The organism is Citrobacter sp. Cu096 (assembly GCF_030332285.1).
Lineage (GTDB): Bacteria > Pseudomonadota > Gammaproteobacteria > Enterobacterales > Enterobacteriaceae > Citrobacter > Citrobacter meridianamericanus.
The window spans coordinates 442,068-465,490 of record NZ_JAOWID010000030.1 but is presented as its reverse complement, the minus strand read 5'-3'; the positions used below and the strand labels follow the sequence as shown (position 1 = coordinate 465,490).

The following is a 23,423-nucleotide window of genomic DNA, read 5'->3' as shown; positions in this document are numbered from 1 at the left end:
ATGCCGGGGTTTTGTCATGCTTTTTATATTGTTATTTCTTCACGCGGCCCGGGAATTTCATTTCGCTATAGCGAACAAAATGGGTTCCTTTCGTCAGCTTATAGCCAAACCAGATAATCAGGAACAGTGGGATACCGATATAGGTAGCCATCACGCCGCCCCAGTCAATGCTGTCTTTCAGGAACGCTTCGTAGTTCTGACCGAGGGTAATAATCAGGCACAGCACAAAGGCGAAGATCGGCCCCAGCGGGAAGAAGCCAGAACGATACGGAAGATCTTTCACATCATGACCTTGCAGCACATAACCGCGACGGAAGCGATAGTGGCTAATGGCGATCCCCAGCCAGGCGATAAAGCCCGTCATCCCGGAGGTATTCAGCAACCACAGGTATACGGTCTGGTTGCCAAACATCGAGGTCAGGAAGCACAGCCCCGCCACCACGGTGGTCGCATACAGCGCGTTACGCGGTACGCCGCCACGAGACAGTTTACCGAAAATACGTGGCGCTTTGCCGTCACATGCCAGGGTGTAAAGCATACGCGTGGAGGCATACATCCCGGAGTTACCCGCAGATAGCACTGCCGTCAGGATAACTGCGTTCATCACCGCCGCCGCAGACAGCAGACCCGCATGCTGGAATACCAGCGTGAACGGGCTAACGCTGATGTCTTTCACATCGTTACGCAGCAGGCTCGGATCGGTGTACGGAATGATCAGGCTGATAATCAAAATCGCGAACACATAGAACAGCAGGATTCGCCAGAACACCTGACGGACCGCACGTGGGATATTCTTCTCAGGATCTTCAGATTCGCCTGCCGCGATACCGATCAGCTCAGTTCCCTGGAAGGAGAAGCCAACGATCATCGCCACGCCAATCATCGCAGCAAAACCACCGGCAAACGGTGCATCACCGGTCGTCCAGTTGCTCCAGCCCACTGGCTGAGCGCCTTTGAAGATACCGAAAATCATCATCACGCCAACCACGATGAAGATAATGACGGTGGTCACTTTGATCAGTGAGAACCAGTATTCCGCCTCACCGAATCCGCGAACGGAAATGTAGTTCAGCAGGAAAATAACGCCGAGGAACAGCGCGCTCCAGATCCAGCCCGGCGTGTCCGGGAACCACCAGCTCATTACCAACTGTGCGGCCACCAGGTCAACGGCAATCGTTACTGCCCAGTTGTACCAGTAGTTCCACCCCAGCGCGAAACCAAAGCCTTCTTCTACATAGTTCTGACCGTAGGTGGAGAACGAGCCGGAAACCGGCATGTAGGCAGCCAGTTCACCGAGACTGGTCATCAGGAAGTACACCATCAGGCCAATCAGAATATAGGAAAACAGCGCGCCGCCAGGACCCGCCGCAGAAATGGTTGCACCAGATGCAACGAAAAGACCCGTACCGATGGAACCACCAATGGCGATCATCGTCAGGTGACGCGCCTTCAGTTCACGACGTAGCGTGGGCGCTTCTGTGGTTTTAGTTTCGGAAACCATGTGAAAATGCTATCCATCCAAAAAATGAGGCGCGATTGTAGCAGACGAAACGGCATTCTTCCGGCACAAATGCGCTGTTATAAGAGACCTTCATGACTGGCCGCGGATTATAAGTAAAGCAGAAAACAGAGGGTGCAAGGCGGTTAAAACGTAACCGCCATTATGCAAAAAGGAGTCATCACGACAGTGAACGTCTTATTCCCCCTGCTCTACCTGGTCGCTGTAGTGCAAAAAGCGCGTAATGGCATTGGAGATATGTTTTTGTCGATGATGAACACGCCATAGCGTGCGGACCAAATGCGGAAGCGGCACGGGAACTTCGCTCAGCGTTCCCGCCTGTAACTGCTCGGCAATGACCCGCCGCGACAAACAGCTGATCCCGAGACCATGGCGCACCGCATGCTTAATGGCCTCGGAGTTACCCAACTCCATTGCCATCTGAAATCTCGGTAAATGAGACAACAGCAGGTAATCCACCAGTTCACGCGTACCTGATCCTCGTTCACGCAGGATCCACGGCGAAGCAGCCAGCTGTTCCAGCGTAACGGGTCCCTTTGTCAGCGGTGACGACGGTGCCGCGAACACTACCAGCTCGTCTTCAAGCCACGGTTCAGAGATTATTTCCGTACTATGACACGGCCCTTCAATCAGCCCGATATCTACCCGGAAATCCAGTACCGCATTGATCACATCCTGGCTGTTGCCCACGCTAAGCTCCAGCGGCAAATCGGGGAAATCATGCCGATAGCGGGCGATCATGGCAGGCAGAATATAGTTGCCAATGGTGCTACTGGCATAAACCCGAATGGCACCATTATCTTCGCGGAAAAGCTGTTCGATTTCGGTCGTTTGCTCGAGTAGTGCCAGCGCCCGTGGGTAGAGCAAGCGCCCGTGCTCGTTGACTACCAGTCGTTTGCCCACCCGGTCAAAGAGCTGTACGCCAAGCTGTCCTTCCAGATCGGTAAGCGCGGCACTCACCGCCGACTGCGACAATGCCAGCATGACAGACGCCTGGGTCGTTGAGCCGCTTTTTAATACCTCAGCAAACACTTCAAGTTGTCGCAGGGTGATATGCATAGTCGTTTTCCACCGGATATCCGTCACTTACCACTTATAGAGATTAATTATAAATATATAATCAATTTTATTTTTATACCACTTCGCCGTACTCTTTTACCCAGATAAAGGAGAAGGATATGACAGAACTCACCTTGCAGACTCATCGTCGTACAGCGTGGCATTTTATTCCGGGGCTCGCCCTGAGTGCAGTTATCACTGGGGTCGCCTTATGGGGTGGATCCATTCCCGCCGTCGCAGGTGCCGGGTTCAGCGCCCTCACCCTGGCAATCTTACTGGGGATGGTTCTCGGCAATACCGTCTATCCGCACATCTGGAAAAGCTGTGACGGCGGTGTGCTGTTTGCTAAACAACATTTATTGCGTCTGGGGATTATCCTCTACGGGTTTCGCCTCACCTTCGCGCAAATTGCTGACGTTGGCGTCAGCGGTATCGTGATTGATGTGTTAACACTAAGCAGTACCTTTATGATTGCCTGCTTCCTTGGGCAGAAAGTGTTTGGTCTGGACCGCCATACCAGTTGGCTGATTGGCGCGGGGAGCAGCATTTGTGGTGCCGCCGCCGTGCTGGCAACTGAACCGGTGGTGAAAGCGGAAGCCAGTAAGGTGACCGTCGCTGTCGCCACAGTGGTCATCTTCGGTACCATCGCTATCTTCCTGTATCCGGCGATGTACCCGCTACTGGCGCACTGGTTTAGCCCGGAAACCTACGGCATTTACATTGGTTCCACCATGCATGAAGTCGCTCAGGTTGTGGCTGCCGGTCACGCCATTAACCCGGATGCGGAAAACGCCGCGGTTATTGCCAAAATGCTGCGCGTCATGATGCTGGCACCGTTCCTTATCCTGTTGGCCGCTCGCGTTAAACAGCTTTCTCCGGCCACCGGTGGTGAGAAGAGCAAAATCACCATTCCGTGGTTTGCCATCCTGTTCATTGTGGTCGCGATTTTTAACTCGTTCCACTTTCTGCCGCAGTCGGTAGTGAATATGCTGGTAACACTGGATACCATTTTGCTGGCAATGGCGATGGCCGCACTGGGGCTGACCACTCACGTTAGCGCCCTGAAAAAAGCCGGTGCTAAACCGTTACTGATGGCCCTACTGCTGTTTGTCTGGCTGATTGTGGGCGGTGGCGCGATTAACCTCGCTATCCACGCACTGATGGCATAAACGAGCACGACTCCCCCCCATTAACCCGCTATACTCTCCCCTTTTGAGTATGGCGGGTTTAATTTATGAAATATATTGGAGCGCACGTAAGCGCCGCTGGCGGTCTGGCTAACGCCGCTATTCGAGCCGCAGAAATCGAAGCGACCGCATTCGCCCTGTTCACCAAGAATCAGCGTCAGTGGCGTGCCGCGCCGCTGACCACCGAAATCATTGATGGTTTCAAATCTGCCTGCGAGAAGTATCACTATACTTCCGCGCAAATCCTGCCTCACGACAGCTACCTGATAAATCTCGGTCATCCGGTCAGCGATGCGCTGGAAAAATCACGCGAGGCGTTTATCGATGAAATGCAGCGCTGCGAACAGCTTGGCCTATCCCTGTTGAACTTTCACCCGGGCAGCCATTTGATGCAGATCCCGGAAGATGAATGTCTGGCGCGCATTGCCGAATCCATCAACATCGCCCTCGCCCAGACCCAGGGCGTTACAGCGGTAATTGAAAATACCGCCGGACAGGGCAGCAACCTTGGCTTTAAGTTTGAGCACCTGGCCGCCATTATCGACGGCGTAGAAGATAAATCCCGTGTCGGCGTCTGTATTGATACCTGCCACGCCTTCGCGGCCGGTTACGATTTGCGTTCCGTTGAGGAATGCGAAAAGACGTTTGCGGAATTTGAACGTATTGTCGGCTTCAAATATCTGCGCGGTATGCACCTGAACGACGCCAAGAGCACGTTTGGCAGCCGCGTTGACCGTCACCACAGCTTGGGTGAAGGCAATATTGGCCACGACGCATTCCGATGGATTATGCAGGACAATCGTTTTGACGGCATTCCGCTGGTGCTGGAAACCATTAATCCAGATATCTGGGCAGAAGAGATTGCCTGGCTGAAAGCCCAGCAAACAGAAAAAGCGGTGGCCTAATCATGAACGACAGGGAAAAGCAGATCCTTAAGATCCTGCGCCGCAATCCGTTGATTCAGCAGAATGAAATCGCCGATATTTTGCAGATCAGCCGTTCACGCGTCGCTGCGCATATTATGGATTTAATGCGTAAAGGCATGATCAAAGGTAAAGGTTATATCCTTACCGAACAGGATTATTGCGTGGTTGTAGGGGCTATCAACATGGATATCCGGGGTGTTGCAGACATCCATTATCCTCAGGCAGCCTCTAACCCTGGTAGCATTCATTGCTCAGCGGGCGGTGTAGGACGTAACATCGCCCACAACCTGGCGCTGCTGGGGCGCGACGTACATTTAATTTCCGCTGTTGGCAGTGACTTCTATGGCGAAACATTGCTGGAACAAACGCGTCAGGCTGGTGTTAACGTTTCCAGCTGCATTCGTCTGCATGGACACAATACCTCAACCTACCTGTCGATCGCTAATCAGCGGGAAGAGACCGTCCTGGCCATTAACGATACCCATATCCTGCAACAGTTGACGCCGCAGTTGCTGAACAGTTCGCGAGATTTGATCCGCCATTCCGGTGTCGTACTGGCCGATTGCAATCTGACCGCCGAAGCCATTGAGTGGGTCTTTACTATTGCCGATGACATTCCGGTATTTATTGACACCGTTTCAGAGTTCAAAGCGGCAAAAATGAAGACCTGGTTTACGCGTATTCATACGCTTAAACCCACGCAGAAAGAGCTGGCGATTTTATGGGGCCAACCTATTCATACTGATGCGGATCGCGTACAGGCCGTCAATAGCCTGCATCAGCAAGGGGTAAAACGCATTTTTGTCTGCCTGGAAGATGAATCCGTTTTTTGCAGCGAAAAGGACGGCGAACAGTTTTTATTGACGCCGCCTGAGCATACGGTGGTAGACAGTTTTGGTGCCGATGACGCTTTTATGGCGGGATTACTGTACAGCTTTCTGGAAGGCAGTGAGTTTCGTGAAAGCGCGCGCTTTGCCATGGCCTGCGCGGCATTATCGCGGGCCAGCGTCAGTATCAACAACCCAACGCTCTCTGCGGATAACGCTCTGTATTTGCTGCAAACAGCTTGAATGTCTGCCGGATAGCGCTACGCTTATCCGGCCTACAAACTTTATTTTATGCCAGTCCGATAAAGAAACCGGCGATAGTGGCGCTCATCAGGTTCGACAGCGTTGCTGCTGCCAGCGCTCGCATTCCAAGCTGCGCGATTTCCGGTGCACGCTGTGGCGCAATCGCCGAAAATGCCCCGACCACGACGCCAATCGAACCGAAGTTCGCGAAACCACACAGCGCAAACGAGATAATCGCGATGGTCTTCACGTCCAGCGTCCCGCCCGTTTGCAGATACGGCGAGAAGTTGAGATAAGCGACAAATTCGTTGATCGCCAGCTTCTGTCCAATCAGGCTACCTGCCAGCGTCGCATCACTCCAGTCCACGCCCATAATCCACGCCAGCGGGGCTAACACATAGCCAAAGATCCCTTCCAGAGTGGCGTGGCCAAAACCAAACCAACCACCAATTCCGCCGATAATACCGTTAATCAGCGCGATAATGGCGACAAATGCCATAACTACTGTCGCCACACCTGCGGCGATCTTCAGCCCGGTCATCGCCCCACTCGCCGCCGCCTCGATGATGCTTTTCGGTGGTGTTTCAGTAAATGACAGGTTTTCAAAGGTGACGCGAGATTCTTCCGTTGCCGGACTCAGCATACGCGCGAACAAAATACCGCCAGGGATTGCCATCAAGGATGCCGCCAACAAATAATCAATCGGGACGCCCATTCCGGCGTAACCAATCATCATTGAGCCAGCAATCGAGGCCATCCCGCTACAGATAGCGGTAAACAACTCATTGCGATTCAGGCGATCAATAAACGGTTTCACGATTGCCGGGATCTCGTTTTGCCCGAGGAAAATCGTGGTTACGGCGACAAATGACTCGATCTTACTGATATTCAGCGCCTTCTGGAAAATACCGCCGAGGATGCGGATCAACAGCCCCATCACGCCAATGTAGTAGAGCAGACTGATGAGTGCGGTCACAAAAATGATGGCCGGGAGCACCCGGAAGGCGAAAATAAACCCGGCCCCGTCAAACAGCACATCCATTTTTGGCCCAACCAGAGAGCCGAAGATAAATGCGCTACCTGCATCACTATATGACATCACCTTGTGCACGCCGAGCGCGGCCTGTTCAACCAGCCATTTTCCCGGCGGGAAATAGAGCATAATGCCGCCGATGGCTATTTGCAGTACCAGCGCAGCCCCAACAGTGCGCAGACTAATACGTTTTTTATTTACTGACAGCAGAAACGCGATGGCCAGTAATACCACCATACCCACAACACTTCTCATTATATCCATAATGAAATTCCCTTCATGCCAGGAAACCCAGCGTTATCGCCAGGTTTTGGTAGGTTTGATATTCGCGGGCGACCGCATTCTGCCCGGGAAATTCTGTCAGGCGAGGCGTTGATACTCCTTCGCAATTTCACAGGCCAGCACTGCGTTGTTGAACACCAGCTGAATATTTGATTTCAGACTGTCGCCGCCGGTCAGCTCCGCAACTCGCGCCAACAGGAACGGCGTACTTTCTTTACCCACGACGCCCTGCTCTTCCGCTTCTTTTACCGCCCGATCGATAGCCGCATTAATTTTCTCTTCGGCCATAGCAAACTGCTCCGGGATTGGATTGGCGACAACCAGGCCTCCATTGAGACCCGTTTGCCATTTCACCGCCATGGCGCGGGCAATCTCTTTCGCGCTGTCCAGACGGATACTGACTTCAAAAGGACTGGTACGACAGAAAAATGCCGGGAGCGATGTTGTCTGATAACCAATTAACGGTACGCCAAAGGTTTCTAAATATTCAGTCGTTAAACCGAGATCCAAAATAGATTTCGCCCCGGCACAAATTACCGTGACATTGGTATGTGCCAGTTCCTGTAGATCTGCGGAAATATCAAACGTATGTTCAGCACCACGATGAACGCCGCCAATTCCCCCGGTCGCAAATACTTTAATTCCGGCCAACGCGGCAATAATCATCGTAGAGGCAACGGTGGTGGCACCATTTTTCCCTGCCGCGACCACAAATGGCAAATCACGACGGCTGACTTTAGTAACATTATGTCCTTCTCGTCCAAGCAACTCAATTTCATCTTTACTTAAACCTACTTTCATTATTCCGCCGATAATGGCAATGGTCGCAGGAACAGCGCCGTGCTTACGAATAGTTTCTTCTACTTCAATCGCTGTCTGAGCATTCTGCGGAAATGGCATACCATGAGAAATAATGGTTGATTCAAGCGCAACAATCGGTTTTTTACTGTTTAATGCTTGCTGAACTTCTGGTGATATTTGTAATAATTCAGAGGAAAGAGTTAATTCAGACATTCTGTGTTCTCCACTATTAAGCTAACATTCGCAACAGACAAATCAGGGTTATTGGTATATTCACAGGCTAATGCCATTGATGAACACGCCTGCGCAAATCGGACAGAATCAATAAAGGGCATACCGTCTACCCAGCAGGAAGCCAGTCCAGCCATCATCGCATCGCCAGCCCCTGTAACATTAATGACGCGAGTTTTAATGGGGAGCGACCAACCGCAATTCCCCGTAATATCGCTGTAATAAACACCGTCGCCCCCCATGCTAAGCACCAGCCGGTTTAAGCCACGATCATGAAACCACGCAGCGACTTTTCCAACGTCATCGCGCCCGGAAAGCGCAATACCGCTAAGCGTTTCGGCTTCAAGGCGATTTGGTTTGAGGGTGTGAATTTTTGCAAGACGCCTGCGAATTTTCACACACTTCCAGGCCGATACCGGGTCAACAAACACCGGAACATCTCCGGCATTTTCCAGTACCCATGCCAGAGCGTCTTCATTGATATTGCAATCGGCGATAATGACTTTTGCCTGCCGAATAAAATCAAAATGCTGCGATAAAAATTCTGCTGAAATATGTTCGGTAATACTCATATCATTAATAGCAACTAACATTTCACCGGTGTTATCAAGCAACGATAAATAACTTGATGTATTTTCTCCGGGAACGATAAGACACTTATCAACATGTACTCCAGATTGATTGGTTTGTGCCAACAATGATTGACCATAAAAATCGTTACCAACCGCTGTTAGCAACCACGAATTTTTACCCAGCAGCGCGAGATTATGAGCAATATTGCGTCCTACGCCGCCGGGGGTGAATTTAATTTTACCTGGGTTAGAATCCGCATAATTTAGTGAGGCATGCGAATACCCAGCAACATCCATATTGGCTGAGCCAATCGTTACGATGTATTCCTTTTCACGCATAGCACGTCCCCTGGCAATTAACTTGCCACAAATGAGTTCGTTAAAAATAACCAACGCCACATATTAGGTTATTAGAGCACTTGTTCATCATCAAACACGTGTTCATAGTAAGCGTGTTTTTGACAAAGTAAATCTATCCACAAGCTATAAAGTCGATAGATATGAACAGAATCACAATTTTTTATAGATACAGTTTATCAGGGAGAGAGGAAATGAGAGGTAGTACACAAATTGATCAAATCAAAAGGTATCCTTGGTCATAACCGGAGATTTTCAGACACGCCAAACGAACTGGCGCGTATCAACTAAGCGAAACCAGATCCTCTGGCATATGGTTGTACAAAATCCGCCAAAAGTGCTCAGCCGTTTTATTCAGGCGAGTGTCCATCCGGTAAATATAGGCCTGAATAGGCACCATCAGTTCCGGTGTCTGCAGGCAAACCAGCCGCTTATCGCGCAGTTCGTTTACGATAGTCCACGCCGGTAACCAGGCGATACCATGCCCATCCAAGGCCATATTTTTCAATAACTCACTCATCGAAGACATAAACAGCGTTCGTGCTGAAATACCGCCTACTTCTGCCAAATGGCGGTTTACCAGTCTCCCCATGTAGGATGTGCTGGTATAGTTCAAAATTGGCGCCTGCGGCTGATAGAGATCAAACAACGGTTTTCCCTGCGCATCAGCCGCACAGACGGGATACAGCTCAGACTCAAAAACCTTCAAGCCGCAGAATGGTGACTGCATTAAGTCTTCATCCCGAAAAGAGATAATAAAATCACTTTTCCCCTCGCGCAGAGTATTCACCGCCTGAACAACATCGATAGCTTCGACGTGCCAGACAAATTCCTCACCCCAGGCTGCCATTGCGTGCACTAATCTGGGCAACATCGTCAGCGACAGAGAATGTGCCGCCGCAATTTTAATATTGGGTACCCCAAGCAAGTTGTGGCCACTTAGCTCATCCAGATTACATTCCAGCTGTTGCAGCAGGCTACGGGTTTGCGAATGGAATAGCTTGCCCTCCTCCGTGAGTTGCAGGGGGCTCGTTGTACGATCAAAAAGTAACACGCCTACGGCGGATTCGAGTGCTTTGATCCGTCGGCTAAATGCTGGTTGGGAAATGTTGCGTTCCTCAGCCGCCTGGGAAAAATGACGGCACGCTTCCAGCGTCAGAAAGTCATATAACCATTTTGTCTCAATATTTTTCATGCGTATCACACGGATTTTGAAATATGCCGATTAACCTGATACATCATGCCTGAATATTTCCGCAGATGATATTCATCATCAACACCTGATGATTTGTTTTTTGCATCAAACGTTCGTTTTTAACATTAACAGGTTCCTTTGCTCAACGGCTACGACCGCTTAGCGGCGCTGGAACGTCAGGTCCCTGGCTAAATACTGGCCTACCGAGAATGCAAAAGAAACCGCAGCTATGCAGTTTTTGCATTGAACCCAACATTATTGCATTTCTCCTCGCGTCTCACTGCTGTTAAACATGATCAGCAGACACAATCCAGATCTGAATATTAATTATCGGTCAGTCGAGGTATATATCGTGAAAGGTTTAATTGGCGTACTGGGTGGTATGGGACCAGCTGCAACCGTCGATCTGTTTAATAAGTTTGTCACCTTTACCGTAGCACAACGTGACCAGGAACATATCCCATTAATTATTTCCTCTATTCCAGATATTCCTGACCGAACCGACGCGTTAATGCATCATGGTAATTCCCCACTCCCGGCAATGCGCGATTATATGCATAAACTTGAAGATGCTGGTGCCGAATGTATTGTGATCCCCTGTAATACCGCCCACTTTTGGTTTGACGAATTAAAAAAGTGCTGTCACACAGAGCTGCTGAGCATTGTTGAAACGACTATCAACGAGGTCAGGAACTGTGGAAAATCGCGTATCGGATTACTCGCTACCAACGCCACATTGTACATGGGTCTCTATCAAAAGGGCATAGAATCTCTTGGGTTAACCTGCGTCAGCCCTGACTCGGCCAGTCAGGAAAAGGTGATGGAAAGTATCTATTGCTTAAAAGCCGGTGAGGTTAAGCGGGCGCAAACGCTGATGAATGAACAGGCAGAAGCACTCTTCTCACGCGGCGCACAGGTCATCGTGCTGGGATGTACTGAAGTTCCCGTCATTCTTGCTGAGGCAGTCAAAATGTCACCCGAAAAATATATTGATTCAACCGGTTCGTTGGTTCGCGCCGGTATTAAATGGTACGAGAAACGTGTTGGAAAAAATCATCTTTTAGCGCAATGAAAATAAAATTCAGGTTAATTATCGCATCAAATAAACACTCACATTAATAACGAATCACTCTCTGGCGGAGGCCATTATGATTTGGCTGGAAATTATCGTAGTGTTGGGCGCAATATTTTTTGGTATCCGCCTCGGCGGTATTGGTATTGGTTTATGTGGTGGATTGGGGCTGGCTATTTTAACACTGGGATTTGGGTTACAAATTGGTTCGCCACCCGTTGACGTGATTCTCATTATTATGACGGTGGTAGTGGCTGCCTCTGCACTACAAGCCGCCGGTGGTATGGATTATCTGGTTCGTGTCGCCGGCAATTTTATGCGTCGCAACCCTAAATATATCAATATAATTGCGCCAATTATCACCTGGTCAATGACCATTATGGCGGGAACAGGATTCATTGTCTTTTCCACTTTACCGGTGATTGCCGAAGTTGCCAAAGAATCAGGTATCCGCCCTTCTCGTACCCTCGCAGGATCCGTCGTGGCCTCTCAGGTGGCAATATCCGGCTCGCCGATCAGTGCCGCAATGGCGGCTATGCTGACCATAATGGAAGGCAACGGTATCAGCTTTATCCAGGTCATGGCGGTGTGTCTGCCAGCCTCGTTTGTCGCCGCGATGGTCGCAGCGTTTATCGCTTCCCGTCAGGGATGTGAACTACAGGATGATGAAGTCTATCTGGAACGTCTGCAAAAAGGGTTGGTGCGTAAATACGAAGGGCAAAACAGCACTACGCCGGGTGCCAGACTGTCAGTAGCCCTGTTTATGTTGGCAACGGTCGTCATCGTTATTCTTGCCGCATGCCCTCAACTACGCCCCGGATTCGATGCAGGTAACCCAATGAATACAAGGGACATTATCATTATCTGCATGCTGGCTGCCGCGTGTCTGATGGTGGTGTTATGCAAAACATCAACTGACGCCATTGTCCTGACATCCACGTTCCGTGCGGGAATGAGTTCGTTGGCGGTGATTCTGGGGATTGTTACGCTGGGCACAACCTTCATTGACGCCCACTTAACAGGGATAAAGGATATCGCGGGCGACATTCTACGGGCTTATCCGATGCTATTGGCTCTGGTGCTGTTTGGTACCTGCGCGCTTCTCTATTCGCAGGGAGCCACCACGCCGCTGATTATCCCGCTTGCCGTTGCGCTCGGTGTACCCACCTGGGCGATTCTGGCTTCCTATGTGGCAGTCACCGGGGTATTTGTTCTACCCACGTATCCCACTTCGCTGGCAGCAATGGAGTTCGACACCACCGGGACAACGCGCGTGGGTAAGTATGTCTTAAACCATCCGTTTATGCTGCCAGGACTGGGGGGGATCATCGCAGGCGTTGCCTTTGGTTTTATCATCGCGCCAATGATTGCCTGAACCGTTTTACACCTCTCCGGGCGGCGGTTAATAGATAAAAAAAAGGGGCAGAGAAATCTCTGCCCCCGATATCAGCATTCAATCATGCCGCTTTTGCCACAACCTCTGCTTCCGGGCGTTTCAGTACCGCGTAGGAAAGCCCGGCTACCAGCGTACCGGCGATAATGGCCAGCAGGTATCCCAGTACCGGTGTAATTGCGCCAGGAATCAACAGCACGAACAGACCACCGTGCGGTGCCATCAGCTTCGCACCTACCGCCATCGAGATAGCACCGGTAATCGCGCCGCCCACGATACAGCAAGGCAGAACACGCATCGGGTCACGGGCAGCGAATGGGATAGCCCCTTCGGTGATAAAGCACAGGCCCAGCACCAGCGCTGCTTTACCGCCTTCCTGCTGCGCTTTGTCGAACTTACGACGCGCAACCAGCGTTGCCAGACCCAGCGCCAACGGAGGCACCATACCTGCCGCCATGATGGCAGCCATCGGCGCATAGGTTTGCGTACTGAGCAGACCCACACCGAAAGCATACGCCGCTTTGTTAACCGGACCGCCCATGTCGGTACACATCATGCCGCCAAGAATTGCCCCAAGCAGTACCGCATTCGCTGTGCCCATGGTTTGCAGCCAGTGGGTCAGACCTTCCAAAATACCGGCTACTGGTTTACCGATCAGGTAGATCATGGCCAGGCCCACCACCAGACTTGAAAGCAGCGGAATGATCAGGATCGGCTTCAGCGCTTCCATACTCTGTGGGAGTTTCAGCTTCGTACTGATGAGTTTTGCCACATAACCCGCAAGGAAACCGGCAATAATCCCGCCAATAAAGCCGGACCCCGTACTCACCGCAAGCATACCGCCGATAAGACCCGGCGTCAGACCCGGACGGTCAGCGATGGAAAACGCGATATAACCCGCCAGAACCGGCACCATCAACGCAAAGGCTGAACCACCGCCAATCTGCATCAACGCCGCCGCCAGCGTACCCTGCTCTTTAAATGCTTCAATGCCAAAAGCGAATGAGAGTGCAATACACAGACCGCCAGCAACCACCATCGGCAGCATATAGGACACGCCCGTCAGCAGGTGACGATATGCACCCGCACTCTCTTTCTTACCTTCGGTTGCTGAAGTCTGCGCTTTGCCGGTTGGCTGATACGGCGTTGCTTCTTCCAGCGCTTTGTCCAGCTCCTGCTTGGTTTTCTTCAGTGCGAGACCAGTAGACGTACGGTACATTGGTTTCCCGGCAAACTTCGCCAGATCAACTTCAATGTCAGCCGCCACAATCACCAGGTCCGCCTGAGCCACCTCTTCCGGCGTAATAGCATTGCCTGCGCCAACAGAACCACGGGTTTCAACCTTCACCCACCAGCCACGTTTTTTCGCTTCTGTTTCAATAGCTTCAGCAGCCATAAACGTATGCGCAACGCCGGTCGGACAAGCCGTCACCGCCACAACGCGTTTTGGACCACTACTGGTCACAGGCGCTGTTGCAACCGGAGCGCTGTATGGTTTTGCATGACCTTTTGCTTCGCTGAGGAACAGTTCAGGATGCGCAACTGCACGACCTATATCGCCCAGCCAGACTTTTTTGCCGTTCAGCGAACTGTCGGCAGGAAGCGTGTCGCCCAGAACAATTGCCAGTTCTGCATCATTCGGATTATCAATAATTTCAAGATGTGCTTTCTGCGCCGCCGCTCCAAGCAGGGTTTTCGCCATGTAAGCGCGAGCCTGGCCGAGATTAGCGTCAATAATCAGCAGCGTTTTCATTATGCCTCTCCTGCTGTCAGTTAAACGGTTTTAAGTCGACACGCGCCATCATTGCGGCCAACTGAGGACGATCGGTAATGCCCACATTGCTTTGGCTTACCGCCAGGGCGGCAACAGCTGTCGCCAGACGCAGGGTATGTTCGCTGGACTCACGCATCAGCAGCCCGTAAATCAGACCGCCAACCATTGAATCGCCCGCGCCTACGGTGCTAACCACGTCAACTGACGGTGGTTTAGCAATCCATTCACCTGAAGCGTTAACCCACAGCGCACCTTCTGCGCCAAGTGAAATCACCACGTGAGCAATCCCCTGCTCGCGCAGCGCATGCGCCGCTTCAATCACATCTTTCATTTCCGGCAGCTTACGGCCCGCCCAGATTTCCAGCTCCCGACGGTTTGGTTTCACCAGCCACGGTGCTGCTTTCAGACCCGCCACCAGCGCTTCACGACTACTATCAAAGATAATGCAAGGACACTGACTGCGCAGGCGAGTCATCCAGTCGGTGAAGGCTTCCGGGCTCACGCCAGTCGGCAAACTGCCGCTGACGCACACCATGTCGAACTGGCCCAGCCAGCTCAGGGAGTCATTCACAAAACGTTCCCAGTCAGCCGGGGTGACGTCAAAGCCGGAGAAATTAAAATCGGTCACTTCGCCGTCTTTTTCGGTCAGCTTGACGTTGATACGGGTACGCCCTTGTACAACCTGAAAACGGTTGGCAATGCCCAGCTCGCTAAACAACTGCTGGAAACCATCCTGGTTGTCTTTACCCAGGAAACCGCCTACCGTGACATCAATACCTAAATCTTTCAGAACTTTAGCGACGTTAATCCCTTTCCCTGCCGCGTGCAGACCGGTTGTTTTAACCAGGTTCACTTCACCGCGTTCAATTTCCGGGCAGAAACCCACCAGGTCGTATGCCGGGTTGAGGGTGATAGTAGCAACACGTCTGCTCATTACGCGCCCTCCCCAAGACCTGCCGCGATGGCTTCGCCAATCGCTTTCAGCGCCTGTTCAGCATCCTCGCCCTGGGCGGTAAAGCGCAGGTGATGTCCTTTCTTCACGCCTAATGCCACAACTTTCATCAGACTGCGTCCATTCGCCGGTTTGCCGGTTCCATCAAGATTTGTCACGGTAATTTCACTGTTAAATTGTTTGATCGTATTCACCAGCATGGTGCCCGGACGGGCGTGTAAGCCATGCTCATTGCGCACAATAAATTCGGCGCTCAGTACATCATCAGTTAAGGCGTCATCGCTGGTCAGCAGCGCCAGCAACGTTGCCGCATCGGCTTTCAACAAACGGTCAGCTTTATTATTCAGCAGCAGATCGCCAAGACGCTTCAGCACCGCAACCGGTTGATCGTCATTCATGGCGACAGTCACCAGCAGGGCCGCAGCTTCACCTTGTACATCAAACGCTGTCGCTACGCGGCTGACCGCAACGGCGCTACGCACGTTACCTTCAGCACAGTCATTCAGCCAGATACCCTGGCCGAGATTCATCGGATGCTCATTTATCGCTCTGGCGACAAAGGCGGTGTCAACCGCACCGACCTCTTTCAGCCGCGCCGCGTTGAGCGCCTGCAGCGTTACCAGCGAGTTGGCAACGACGTCCAGCGACAGCGTTTCGTTATCAAGCTTTAGCTGTTCGCTTTGCTTTTCACCCATCAGCAACGCGCGCAGTTCTTCCGCCGTGGTCGCAGATTTCAGCTGTTCAGCGACGGAGTCATCACTCAGTACGTGCGTCAGCTGACGCAGCAAACCGAGGTGCTCATCCGAGCTGGCGGCAATACCGATCGCCACATATGCAACCTGCCCCTCTCCCCAGGTCACACCCTGCGGAAACTGAAACACCTGCACACCGGTTTTCAACACTTGATCGCGCGTGTCCGTCGTACCGTGAGGAATAGCAATACCGTTGCCGAGGAACGTGGACGTCTGTTGTTCACGCGCCAGCATGCCATTGACGTAGCCTTCCGCGACGTTACCCGCCTGCACTAAGGCAGCGGCAACCTGGCGAATAGCCTCTTCTTTATTCCCGGCCTGTTCGCCCGGGTGAATATCCTGAACAGATAACTGGAACATGGTTCTCCTCTCCCGCTGAATTGAAACGATTCAGCCAACATGAGAAAAATGGCGTCACCTGACTCCATCAGTTATGGCGAGATGACGCTGAAACGTTTCAAGAAGTCTTGCTCTTTTTTGTGCAGCACACAAGTAAAGTTAACAAATTACTTGCTGAATTTAGAGATAACGCACATTTTCTCTTCGCCAGAGATCAAATTGCTGACGCAAAAACGGCGTCAGCTTGTCAAATTCAGCTACGTCAGCAAACTGCATTCTCTGACTGAAATGCTATTTTGATTTTTAATGCCGATTTTGATTTGGCTCCCTGTTTATTTTCTGACAAGCAGCGTAAACTCCGCGTCTCTTCACATCATTGATATCAAAACATGCATAACACCCCCGTAGCCGCCTCACCCCGGGCGTTTGATTTAACGTCTGCGGCGTTCCTGCTTGTCGCATTTCTGACGGGTATCGCCGGTGCGTTGCAGACGCCAACGCTTAGTCTTTTTCTGACGGATGAAGTCCATGCCCGTCCCGGCATGGTCGGGTTCTTTTTTACCGGTAGCGCCGTAATCGGCATTTTGGTGAGTCAGTTTCTGGCCGGACGTTCAGATAAAAAGGGCGATCGCAAAAACTTGATCGTATTTTGCTGCGTGCTGGGGATGCTGGCCTGCGTGCTTTTCGCCTGGAACCGTAACTATTTTATCTTGTTGTTTGTCGGGGTATTCCTCAGCAGCTTTGGTTCGACCGCCAACCCGCAAATGTTTGCCCTCGCTCGCGAGCATGCCGACCGTACGGGACGGGAAGCCGTCATGTTCAGTTCAATATTACGTGCGCAGGTTTCGCTGGCCTGGGTGATTGGCCCGCCGCTGGCCTACGCGCTGGCCATGGGGTTCAGCTTTACGGTCATGTACCTCAGTGCGGCAGTGGCATTTATTGTCTGCGGCATAATGGTCTGGTTGTTCTTACCCTCAATGAGTAAAAACGTGCCGCTCGCGACAGGCGCGGTGGAGGCCCCAAGGCGCAATCGACGCGATACACTGCTGTTGTTTGTTATATGCACATTAATGTGGGGAACCAATAGTCTCTATATCATTAATATGCCACTGTTTATTATCAACGAACTGCATCTGCCGGAAAAACTGGCGGGCATCATGATGGGAACCGCCGCAGGACTGGAGATCCCAACCATGCTGATTGCCGGATACTTCGCTAAGCGTTTAGGTAAACGCCTGTTGATGCGAATTGCCGTCGTCGCTGGATTTTTCTTTTATGCCGGTATGTTGTTGGCTCACTCTCCCGCGATATTGCTTGGCTTACAGCTGCTGAACGCAATTTACATCGGTATTCTCGGCGGGATTGGCATGCTCTATTTCCAGGACCTGATGCCGGGACAGGCGGGTTCAGCCACGACCCTTTATACGAATACTATTCGCGTGGGCTGGATTATTGCCGGTTCGCTGGCGGGTATTGCCGCAGAAATCTGGAACTATCACGCAGTGTTCTGGTTTGCGCTGGTGATGATAGTCGCCACCGTCGTGTGCCTGGCGCGCATAAAAGATGTTTAAGGTGCGGTCAGTGTTTCGAGCTCAATAAGATACACCATGGCCTGGTGCGTCGTCTGTCCGCACATTTCCGCACTGGGCTGTAAACCGGCGCACACTTTTGGTCGCAGCGGCGAGCCAAAAATTTTACAGCGCAGGGATTCATCAAGCTGAACACATGGCGTATTAGCGGGCTTGCCTTGTGGCATGCCGGGGATGGGGCTGGAGATTGAAGGTGCGGTGCAGCATGCACCACAATCCGGACGGCATTCCATACAAGTACTCTCTTAAGCGTAAACCATCGGATTGTGCGGGAAGCGCACAGTAACACCTTTTTTGCACCAGCAAAAGCATGAATTCCGCTTGCCTGAATGCCCCAGCGCGAGTAGTTTTACGCGATATTTTAGACACCCCTCATTACAGGATTTTTTCGATGCCAAGAGCGAACGAAATTAAAAAAGGTATGGTACTGAATTACAACGGCAAACTGTTGATTGTAAAAGATATTGACATTCAGTCACCCACCGCACGCGGCGCTGCAACGCTGTACAAAATGCGTTTTTCTGATGTTCGTACCGGTCTGAAAGTTGAAGAGCGCTTCAAAGGCGATGATATTGTTGATACCGTCACCCTGAGCCGTCGTGGCGTTGATTTCTCCTACGTCGATGGCAACGAATACGTCTTTATGGATAAAGAAGACTATACCCCGTATACCTTCACCAAAGACCAGATTGAAGAAGAGCTGCTGTTCATGCCGGAAGGTGGAATGCCAGATATGCAGGTACTGACCTGGGACGGCCAGTTGTTGGCGCTTGAACTGCCGCAAACGGTAGACCTGGAGATCGTTGAAACGGCACCGGGCATTAAAGGCGCCTCAGCAAGTGCGCGTAACAAACCGGCGACCCTGAGCACCGGTCTGGTTATTCTTGTTCCTGAGTATCTGAGTGCGGGTGAGAAAATCCGAATTCATATCGAAGAACGTCGCTATATGGGTCGCGCGGATTAATTTTCTGCCGCTCATCGACGACAAGGGACAGCGCAGGCTGTCCCTTTGTCATTTTCAGCACTGACTGCTGAAATAAAAATCATCCATCAACAGCGTTTCCAGATACTGTTCATCCTCGCGCATAAAACGCACTATCAGATTAACCGCCTGAGGATAAAACCCCTCGTTATCCCGCACCAGACAAGCGTCGCGAAATAACGGTGCCCAGCACAGAATATGATGATGTAAAAAGTAATACTGTGTTGAGAACGGCTCCTCTTTAGCAACCATCCTCGCCATCAATGCCAGTTGTACGGCAATATGATCGGAAGGTTCATTTTCCCGCGCCGCCAGCCCTTGTTCGACCAACAGAACATTCATTTGCCGGCGTTCTGCTGCAGCTGTCGTGTGCGGATAGTGTCCTGCGTAGGGAGAAACACTCACAGGCGGTGCCAGCAGAAACAGCGAGGCAAAATCTGCAGCCAGTTCCAACTGTCGGGAGTCCCGCCGCAAAGCCCGAGCCAGGCTACGCTCAAATTGTTTTACCTCGGCAGACAATCCGGGGATCGCCGCCAGTGATGCAATCCACGCCCGATGCTCGCCGCTTTCCAGACTGGTGAGCTGTTTTTCGTCCAGCTCACGAAATAACAATTGTGAAAACCATTGGTAGATCGCCGCACGTTGTAGATGAATTTGATTATGCTGCACTTGCCCCCTCCTCTTGCACCGTCTGCGGTCCACCAAATGCCGTCACCTGCGGAGCTTTCTGCTGATAACGTTCGACCTCCACCAGCACGGTATGCGCCGACGGCCCCTGAGCCAGTTGCGAAGTACCCATATCCGCGCTCAGTACGTTCGGATCACCATAGGTGCATAACGTTCCGGCTTTCCCCCCTTCCTGCGGGGAGTACCACGCCCCTTCATGAATGCGGATCACGCCTGGGGTAAAATCCGGACTGACCACCACACCAGCCAACACCTGGCCACGAGCGTTAAAGACACGGGCGATATCACCGGCTTTTAAACCACGCGCGGCGGCGTCCTGTTCGCTGATGTAAAGCGGCTCTCTCCCGGCAACCGCGTAGGTGTTGCGAAACGCCTCGCTGGAGCACAACTGGGAGTGCAGACGTTTATCCGGGTGGCAGGATTGCAGATGCAGCGGGTATTTATCTGTTTTGCCGCTATGGGTACGCTCAAATGGCTCCATCCACACCGGATGCCCCGGACAGTCCTTGTAGGCGAAGCCTGCGATGGTTTTGCTGTAGATTTCAATCAAACCAGACGGCGTTCCCAACGGATTAAGATCAGGCTGGTCGCGAAACTCACCGTGACGCACCCACGGTTGCCCCGCCGGATACTCAATGTAGCCTTCCCCCTGCCAGAATGTAGTGAAGTCCGGTAAGGTGACGCCGAGCGACGCCCCCATCTTCACGCCTTCGTCATAAAGCGCCTGTATCCACTGCATTTCATCCCGGTTTTCACGGTACACAGTTTCCTTATCAAAGCGCTTACACAACCCGGCAAAGATATCAAAGTCATGCCGCGCTTCGTATTGCGGTTTAACAATCTGATGCAGCGCCATCAACCCTTTATTCGAATGCGTACCAAACTGCTCAATATCGTTACGTTCAAAGCGGGTGGTCACAGGCAGGACGATATCGGCAAAACGGCACGACGCGGTCCATTGGTGATCTAACACCACCACGGTTTCCAGCTTTTTCCACGCGTCGATCATGCGGTTCCTGTCCTGCTGCGCATGGAAGGGATTGGCCGCACTGTAGATCGCCATTTTGATGTCAGGATACGTTAACGTCTCACCGTTGAAGGCAATCTTGTTGCCTGGCGCAAGCAGGCAATCAACGATACGTGAGGTGGGAATATGCTCAGAAGCACCGCGAAAATCCGCTTTGTACTTCGCCTCCGGCGGATTATTAATACTCCCCAGCCCGGTGAGCACTGGCCCGGTCGATGTCACCGTCCCACCGCCGTTATAGTGCCAGCCAAATCCGACCCCGCCGCCCGGCAAGCCAATTTGTCCAACCATGCTGGCCAGTACCACCAGCATCCACGGATACTGCTCGCCATGATGCATACGCTGTACGCACCAGCCCCCCATAAACTGTGTCCGTCCCTTGACCAGCAGGCGGGCGAAGTCACGGATCTGCTCCGCCGTCAGACCACAGATTTCGGCCGCCCATTCGGCATTTTTCGGCTGCTTGTCACTCTCCCCAAGCAGATAGGGCAAAAACTGTTCAAAACCCACGGTGTAATCGTTAATGAATGCCGTGTCATACAGTTTTTCTTCATACAGGGTATGCGCCAGCGCCAGCATTAACGCGACATCCGTTTGTGGTCGCAACGCCAGTTGTTCACAGCCAAGATAGTTTTGCGACTTGCTACGCACCGGATCAACGCTGACAACGCGCAGCTTACCCTGCGCAACCGCTTCTTTAATCTGCTGCCAATAGCCAAACGCGTCGTGATCGGGAACCAAAAACTCGATCTGTAGATTCTTGATCGGATCGCAGCCCCACAGCACAATGGTATTACTGCTCTGAATAACCAGCGGCAGTGACGTTTGCTGCTCATAAACCTCCAGCGACCCCATCACATGCGGCAAAATGACCTGTGCCGCTGCCGCAGAGTAGTCACCGACAGTTGTCACATAGCTACCATGCAGACCAAGTGCCCGGTCCATTGCCCCGCCCGCTTTATGGTATTTGCCCACCATTTGCCAGTCGGCAAGCCCGGTAAATACGCCCGATGAGCCGTAGGTTTTTTGCACCCGCTCCAGCTCTTCGTAAAACAGATCCAGCGCCCGACTCCAGCTCACCCGTACAAAACGGTTATCTCCGCGCTGGCTGCGGTCAGACTTTTCCCGCTTGCGCAGCCAGTCCAGACGCACCATCGGGTAGCGTACCCGCGAAGGGTTATAGACCACCTCGCGCACCGCGTTCAGCATATCGCAGGGCCATTTGTCATGTTTGAACGGGCGTGTTTCTGTCCATTCGCCGTTGACCACTTTGGCTTCAAAAGCACCATAATGTGAACCGGACTGGATCCACTGCTCGGGGTTTTCTCCCGCGGCCCACACTTTTGATATCAGTGGATTGGGCGCCAGTGCGCTGGCAACGCCTACCGCCAGCATACCGCTCAGAAAACGGCGGCGGGACGAATTAACGTCATGAATATCCATACATTATCCTTAATTGTTATTAGGGTCGGACACATCGCTGGCGTGGGTCTGGAGATATTTCAACAACGTGCGTTCTTCCACCGGGTTAAGCCGGTAGTAGGTCGACATCGCTTTCAATCCGGCGATCCAGCCGTTGGCGGTATAGCGTGTGGTTGGGGGCGTGCTGTGACAGGCGCTACAAGTGGATTGCAGCATTTGATCCGAGTATTCCCAGATGGGATCCAGCGTGTTGATAAAGTCCTGCGCGGAGGTCCAGGCGGTGACGCTCACTTGTTGCCATTGCTGATGTGAGTCAGGATCGACCTGAGTTTGCAACACGTTTACGTTAGCCATCAGGGCGTCATCGAGCACAGCGGAGAAAACGCGCTTCCCCATATACTGGGTAATCACCCGCCCACGCCCTTTACTTTCACGCCAACCTGTTACTTCAAGTTGTAGGTTGTTGCCCTCTTTTTGCAGCACCTTGACCTCGGTGGCAGGAAACAAAAGCGCTTTACCTGCCGCGCTCCCTGCCGTAGCCGTCAGGGCTTTTTCGCTTAGCGAGAACAGCGTACTCACCTGTGACAACGACGCCCCCTGATGCTGTAGCTGCTTATAGCGATCGCGAAAACCGCTGCTCATATCGGGTTTGTGATGAGCAATGCCTTTGTGGCAATCGATACAGTTACTGTTTTTTGCCGCCGCCGCGGTCATTTGCGCCGCCGCATTGGCTGATTGCTTGCCGTGATCCATCGCCTCGTAGCTGTGGCAAGATTTACACGCCGCTGAATTATTCGCGCTCATACGTGCCCATTCCCTCTGGGCCAGCTCCGCCCGTTTTGCGGTAAATTTTTCTGGGGTATCAATCGAAGGGGAAATAAAGGTGTGATAGAGATCGTTTAAGGCCTGCGTTTTACGAACCAACGTTGGGACGATGCCAGGTGGAATATGACAATCCTTACACTCCGCACGCACGCCAGAAGCATTGCGAAAATGCACGCTGGTTTTATACTCCTCTCCTGCCGTACGCATTGAGTGACACGATAAACAAAACTCGGTCGTACTGGTGTAATGAACGCCTTGCCACGCTCCCCAAATAGCCAGGGCCATGACTACCGCTCCGGCGAATACACACCACAGTGCGCTTTTTCTTATCCACGACATGCTTGCCTCCATTTTTTAATAGCGACACGCTAAGGGAT

General features: G+C 52.0%; 20 protein-coding genes. 7 read left to right on the top strand and 13 right to left on the bottom strand.

Annotated features, from left to right (window positions below):
* Positions 1-31: 31 nt before the first annotated feature.
* Together lysP and yieE are read right to left on the bottom strand one after the other, a co-directional pair.
* The gene (lysP, locus tag OGX99_RS16520; protein ID WP_003027419.1) at positions 32-1,501 is read right to left on the bottom strand and encodes a lysine-specific permease; all 1,470 of its coding nucleotides are present in this window, start codon (positions 1,499-1,501) and stop codon (positions 32-34) included.
* A gap of 195 nt (positions 1,502-1,696) precedes the next feature.
* Entirely contained in the window at positions 1,697-2,578 is an 882-nt protein-coding gene (gene yieE / locus OGX99_RS16515; protein ID WP_151219840.1) for a DNA-binding transcriptional regulator YeiE, read from the bottom strand.
* A gap of 119 nt (positions 2,579-2,697) precedes the next feature.
* On the opposite strand from yieE, the gene OGX99_RS16510 reads away from it, so the two are divergent.
* From OGX99_RS16510 to OGX99_RS16500, 3 genes are all read left to right on the top strand, one after another.
* The gene (locus tag OGX99_RS16510) at positions 2,698-3,747 is read left to right on the top strand and encodes a YeiH family protein (protein ID WP_151219841.1); all 1,050 of its coding nucleotides are present in this window, start codon (positions 2,698-2,700) and stop codon (positions 3,745-3,747) included.
* Positions 3,748-3,812: 65 nt separating this feature from the next.
* Complete coding sequence (gene nfo, locus OGX99_RS16505) at positions 3,813-4,670, top strand: deoxyribonuclease IV (protein WP_151224731.1); 858 nt, start codon at positions 3,813-3,815, stop codon at positions 4,668-4,670.
* Between the two features lie 2 nt (positions 4,671-4,672).
* Positions 4,673-5,761, top strand: a complete 1,089-nt coding sequence (locus OGX99_RS16500; RefSeq protein WP_151219843.1) for a sugar kinase — start codon at positions 4,673-4,675, stop codon at positions 5,759-5,761.
* A gap of 46 nt (positions 5,762-5,807) precedes the next feature.
* Here the strand turns inward: OGX99_RS16500 and OGX99_RS16495 are convergent, their stop codons facing one another.
* The 4 genes from OGX99_RS16495 to hypT all read right to left on the bottom strand — a co-directional run bounded on the left by OGX99_RS16495 (position 5,808) and on the right by hypT (position 10,232).
* The gene (locus OGX99_RS16495) at positions 5,808-7,058 is read right to left on the bottom strand and encodes a NupC/NupG family nucleoside CNT transporter (RefSeq protein WP_003840095.1); all 1,251 of its coding nucleotides are present in this window, start codon (positions 7,056-7,058) and stop codon (positions 5,808-5,810) included.
* 96 nt (positions 7,059-7,154) lie between these two features.
* Positions 7,155-8,090, bottom strand: a complete 936-nt coding sequence (locus OGX99_RS16490) for a pseudouridine-5'-phosphate glycosidase (protein ID WP_187253415.1) — start codon at positions 8,088-8,090, stop codon at positions 7,155-7,157.
* Positions 8,078-9,019 (bottom strand): pseudouridine kinase, encoded by a 942-nt coding sequence (locus OGX99_RS16485; protein WP_151224733.1) that lies wholly within the window; start codon positions 9,017-9,019, stop codon positions 8,078-8,080. The genes OGX99_RS16490 and OGX99_RS16485 overlap by 13 nt, the downstream gene beginning before the upstream one ends.
* A 301-nt stretch (positions 9,020-9,320) precedes the next feature.
* Positions 9,321-10,232, bottom strand: a complete 912-nt coding sequence (gene hypT, locus OGX99_RS16480; protein WP_151219846.1) for a hypochlorite stress DNA-binding transcriptional regulator HypT — start codon at positions 10,230-10,232, stop codon at positions 9,321-9,323.
* Positions 10,233-10,584: 352 nt separating this feature from the next.
* Here hypT and cuyB point away from each other — a divergent pair, with 352 nt between their 5' ends.
* Complete coding sequence (gene cuyB / locus OGX99_RS16475; protein WP_187253416.1) at positions 10,585-11,304, top strand: cysteate racemase; 720 nt, start codon at positions 10,585-10,587, stop codon at positions 11,302-11,304.
* A 76-nt stretch (positions 11,305-11,380) separates the two neighbouring features.
* A complete protein-coding gene (locus tag OGX99_RS16470; protein WP_103770442.1) occupies positions 11,381-12,679 on the top strand; it encodes an anaerobic C4-dicarboxylate transporter in 1,299 nt (432 codons plus the stop codon).
* Between the two features lie 82 nt (positions 12,680-12,761).
* Here OGX99_RS16470 and fruA read toward each other — a convergent pair whose 3' ends face one another.
* The 3 genes from fruA to fruB are packed head-to-tail and all read right to left on the bottom strand — an operon-like array spanning position 12,762 to position 16,535.
* On the bottom strand, positions 12,762-14,450 hold the full coding sequence (fruA, locus tag OGX99_RS16465) for a PTS fructose transporter subunit IIBC (protein ID WP_151219849.1): 1,689 nt from the start codon (positions 14,448-14,450) through the stop codon (positions 12,762-12,764).
* Between the two features lie 16 nt (positions 14,451-14,466).
* Positions 14,467-15,405 (bottom strand): 1-phosphofructokinase, encoded by a 939-nt coding sequence (fruK, locus tag OGX99_RS16460; RefSeq protein WP_151219850.1) that lies wholly within the window; start codon positions 15,403-15,405, stop codon positions 14,467-14,469.
* Entirely contained in the window at positions 15,405-16,535 is a 1,131-nt protein-coding gene (gene fruB, locus OGX99_RS16455; RefSeq protein ID WP_151224734.1) for a fused PTS fructose transporter subunit IIA/HPr protein, read from the bottom strand. The genes fruK and fruB overlap by 1 nt, the downstream gene beginning before the upstream one ends.
* Positions 16,536-16,903: 368 nt before the next feature.
* Here fruB and setB point away from each other — a divergent pair, with 368 nt between their 5' ends.
* Positions 16,904-18,085, top strand: a complete 1,182-nt coding sequence (setB, locus tag OGX99_RS16450) for a sugar efflux transporter SetB (RefSeq protein WP_187253417.1) — start codon at positions 16,904-16,906, stop codon at positions 18,083-18,085.
* Here setB and OGX99_RS16445 read toward each other — a convergent pair.
* Positions 18,082-18,336 (bottom strand): YkgJ family cysteine cluster protein, encoded by a 255-nt coding sequence (locus OGX99_RS16445; RefSeq protein WP_151219853.1) that lies wholly within the window; start codon positions 18,334-18,336, stop codon positions 18,082-18,084. The two genes, setB and OGX99_RS16445, sit on opposite strands and share 4 nt — an antisense overlap.
* Positions 18,337-18,494: 158 nt before the next feature.
* Here OGX99_RS16445 and yeiP point away from each other — a divergent pair, with 158 nt between their 5' ends.
* Positions 18,495-19,067, top strand: coding sequence for an elongation factor P-like protein YeiP (gene yeiP / locus OGX99_RS16440; protein WP_151219854.1), 573 nt, complete (start codon positions 18,495-18,497; stop codon positions 19,065-19,067).
* 54 nt (positions 19,068-19,121) lie between these two features.
* Here the strand turns inward: yeiP and torD are convergent, their stop codons facing one another.
* The 3 genes from torD to torC are packed head-to-tail and all read right to left on the bottom strand — an operon-like array spanning position 19,122 to position 23,385.
* Positions 19,122-19,754, bottom strand: coding sequence for a molecular chaperone TorD (gene torD, locus OGX99_RS16435; RefSeq protein ID WP_151224735.1), 633 nt, complete (start codon positions 19,752-19,754; stop codon positions 19,122-19,124).
* The gene (gene torA / locus OGX99_RS16430) at positions 19,744-22,242 is read right to left on the bottom strand and encodes a trimethylamine-N-oxide reductase TorA (RefSeq protein ID WP_151219855.1); all 2,499 of its coding nucleotides are present in this window, start codon (positions 22,240-22,242) and stop codon (positions 19,744-19,746) included. Before torA ends, torD begins: the two co-directional genes overlap by 11 nt.
* Positions 22,243-22,251: 9 nt before the next feature.
* Positions 22,252-23,385 carry a pentaheme c-type cytochrome TorC gene (gene torC / locus OGX99_RS16425; protein ID WP_210904557.1) on the bottom strand — a complete coding sequence of 378 codons (1,134 nt, stop codon included), beginning with the start codon at positions 23,383-23,385 and terminating at the stop codon, positions 22,252-22,254.
* Between the last annotated feature and the right edge of the window lie 38 nt (positions 23,386-23,423).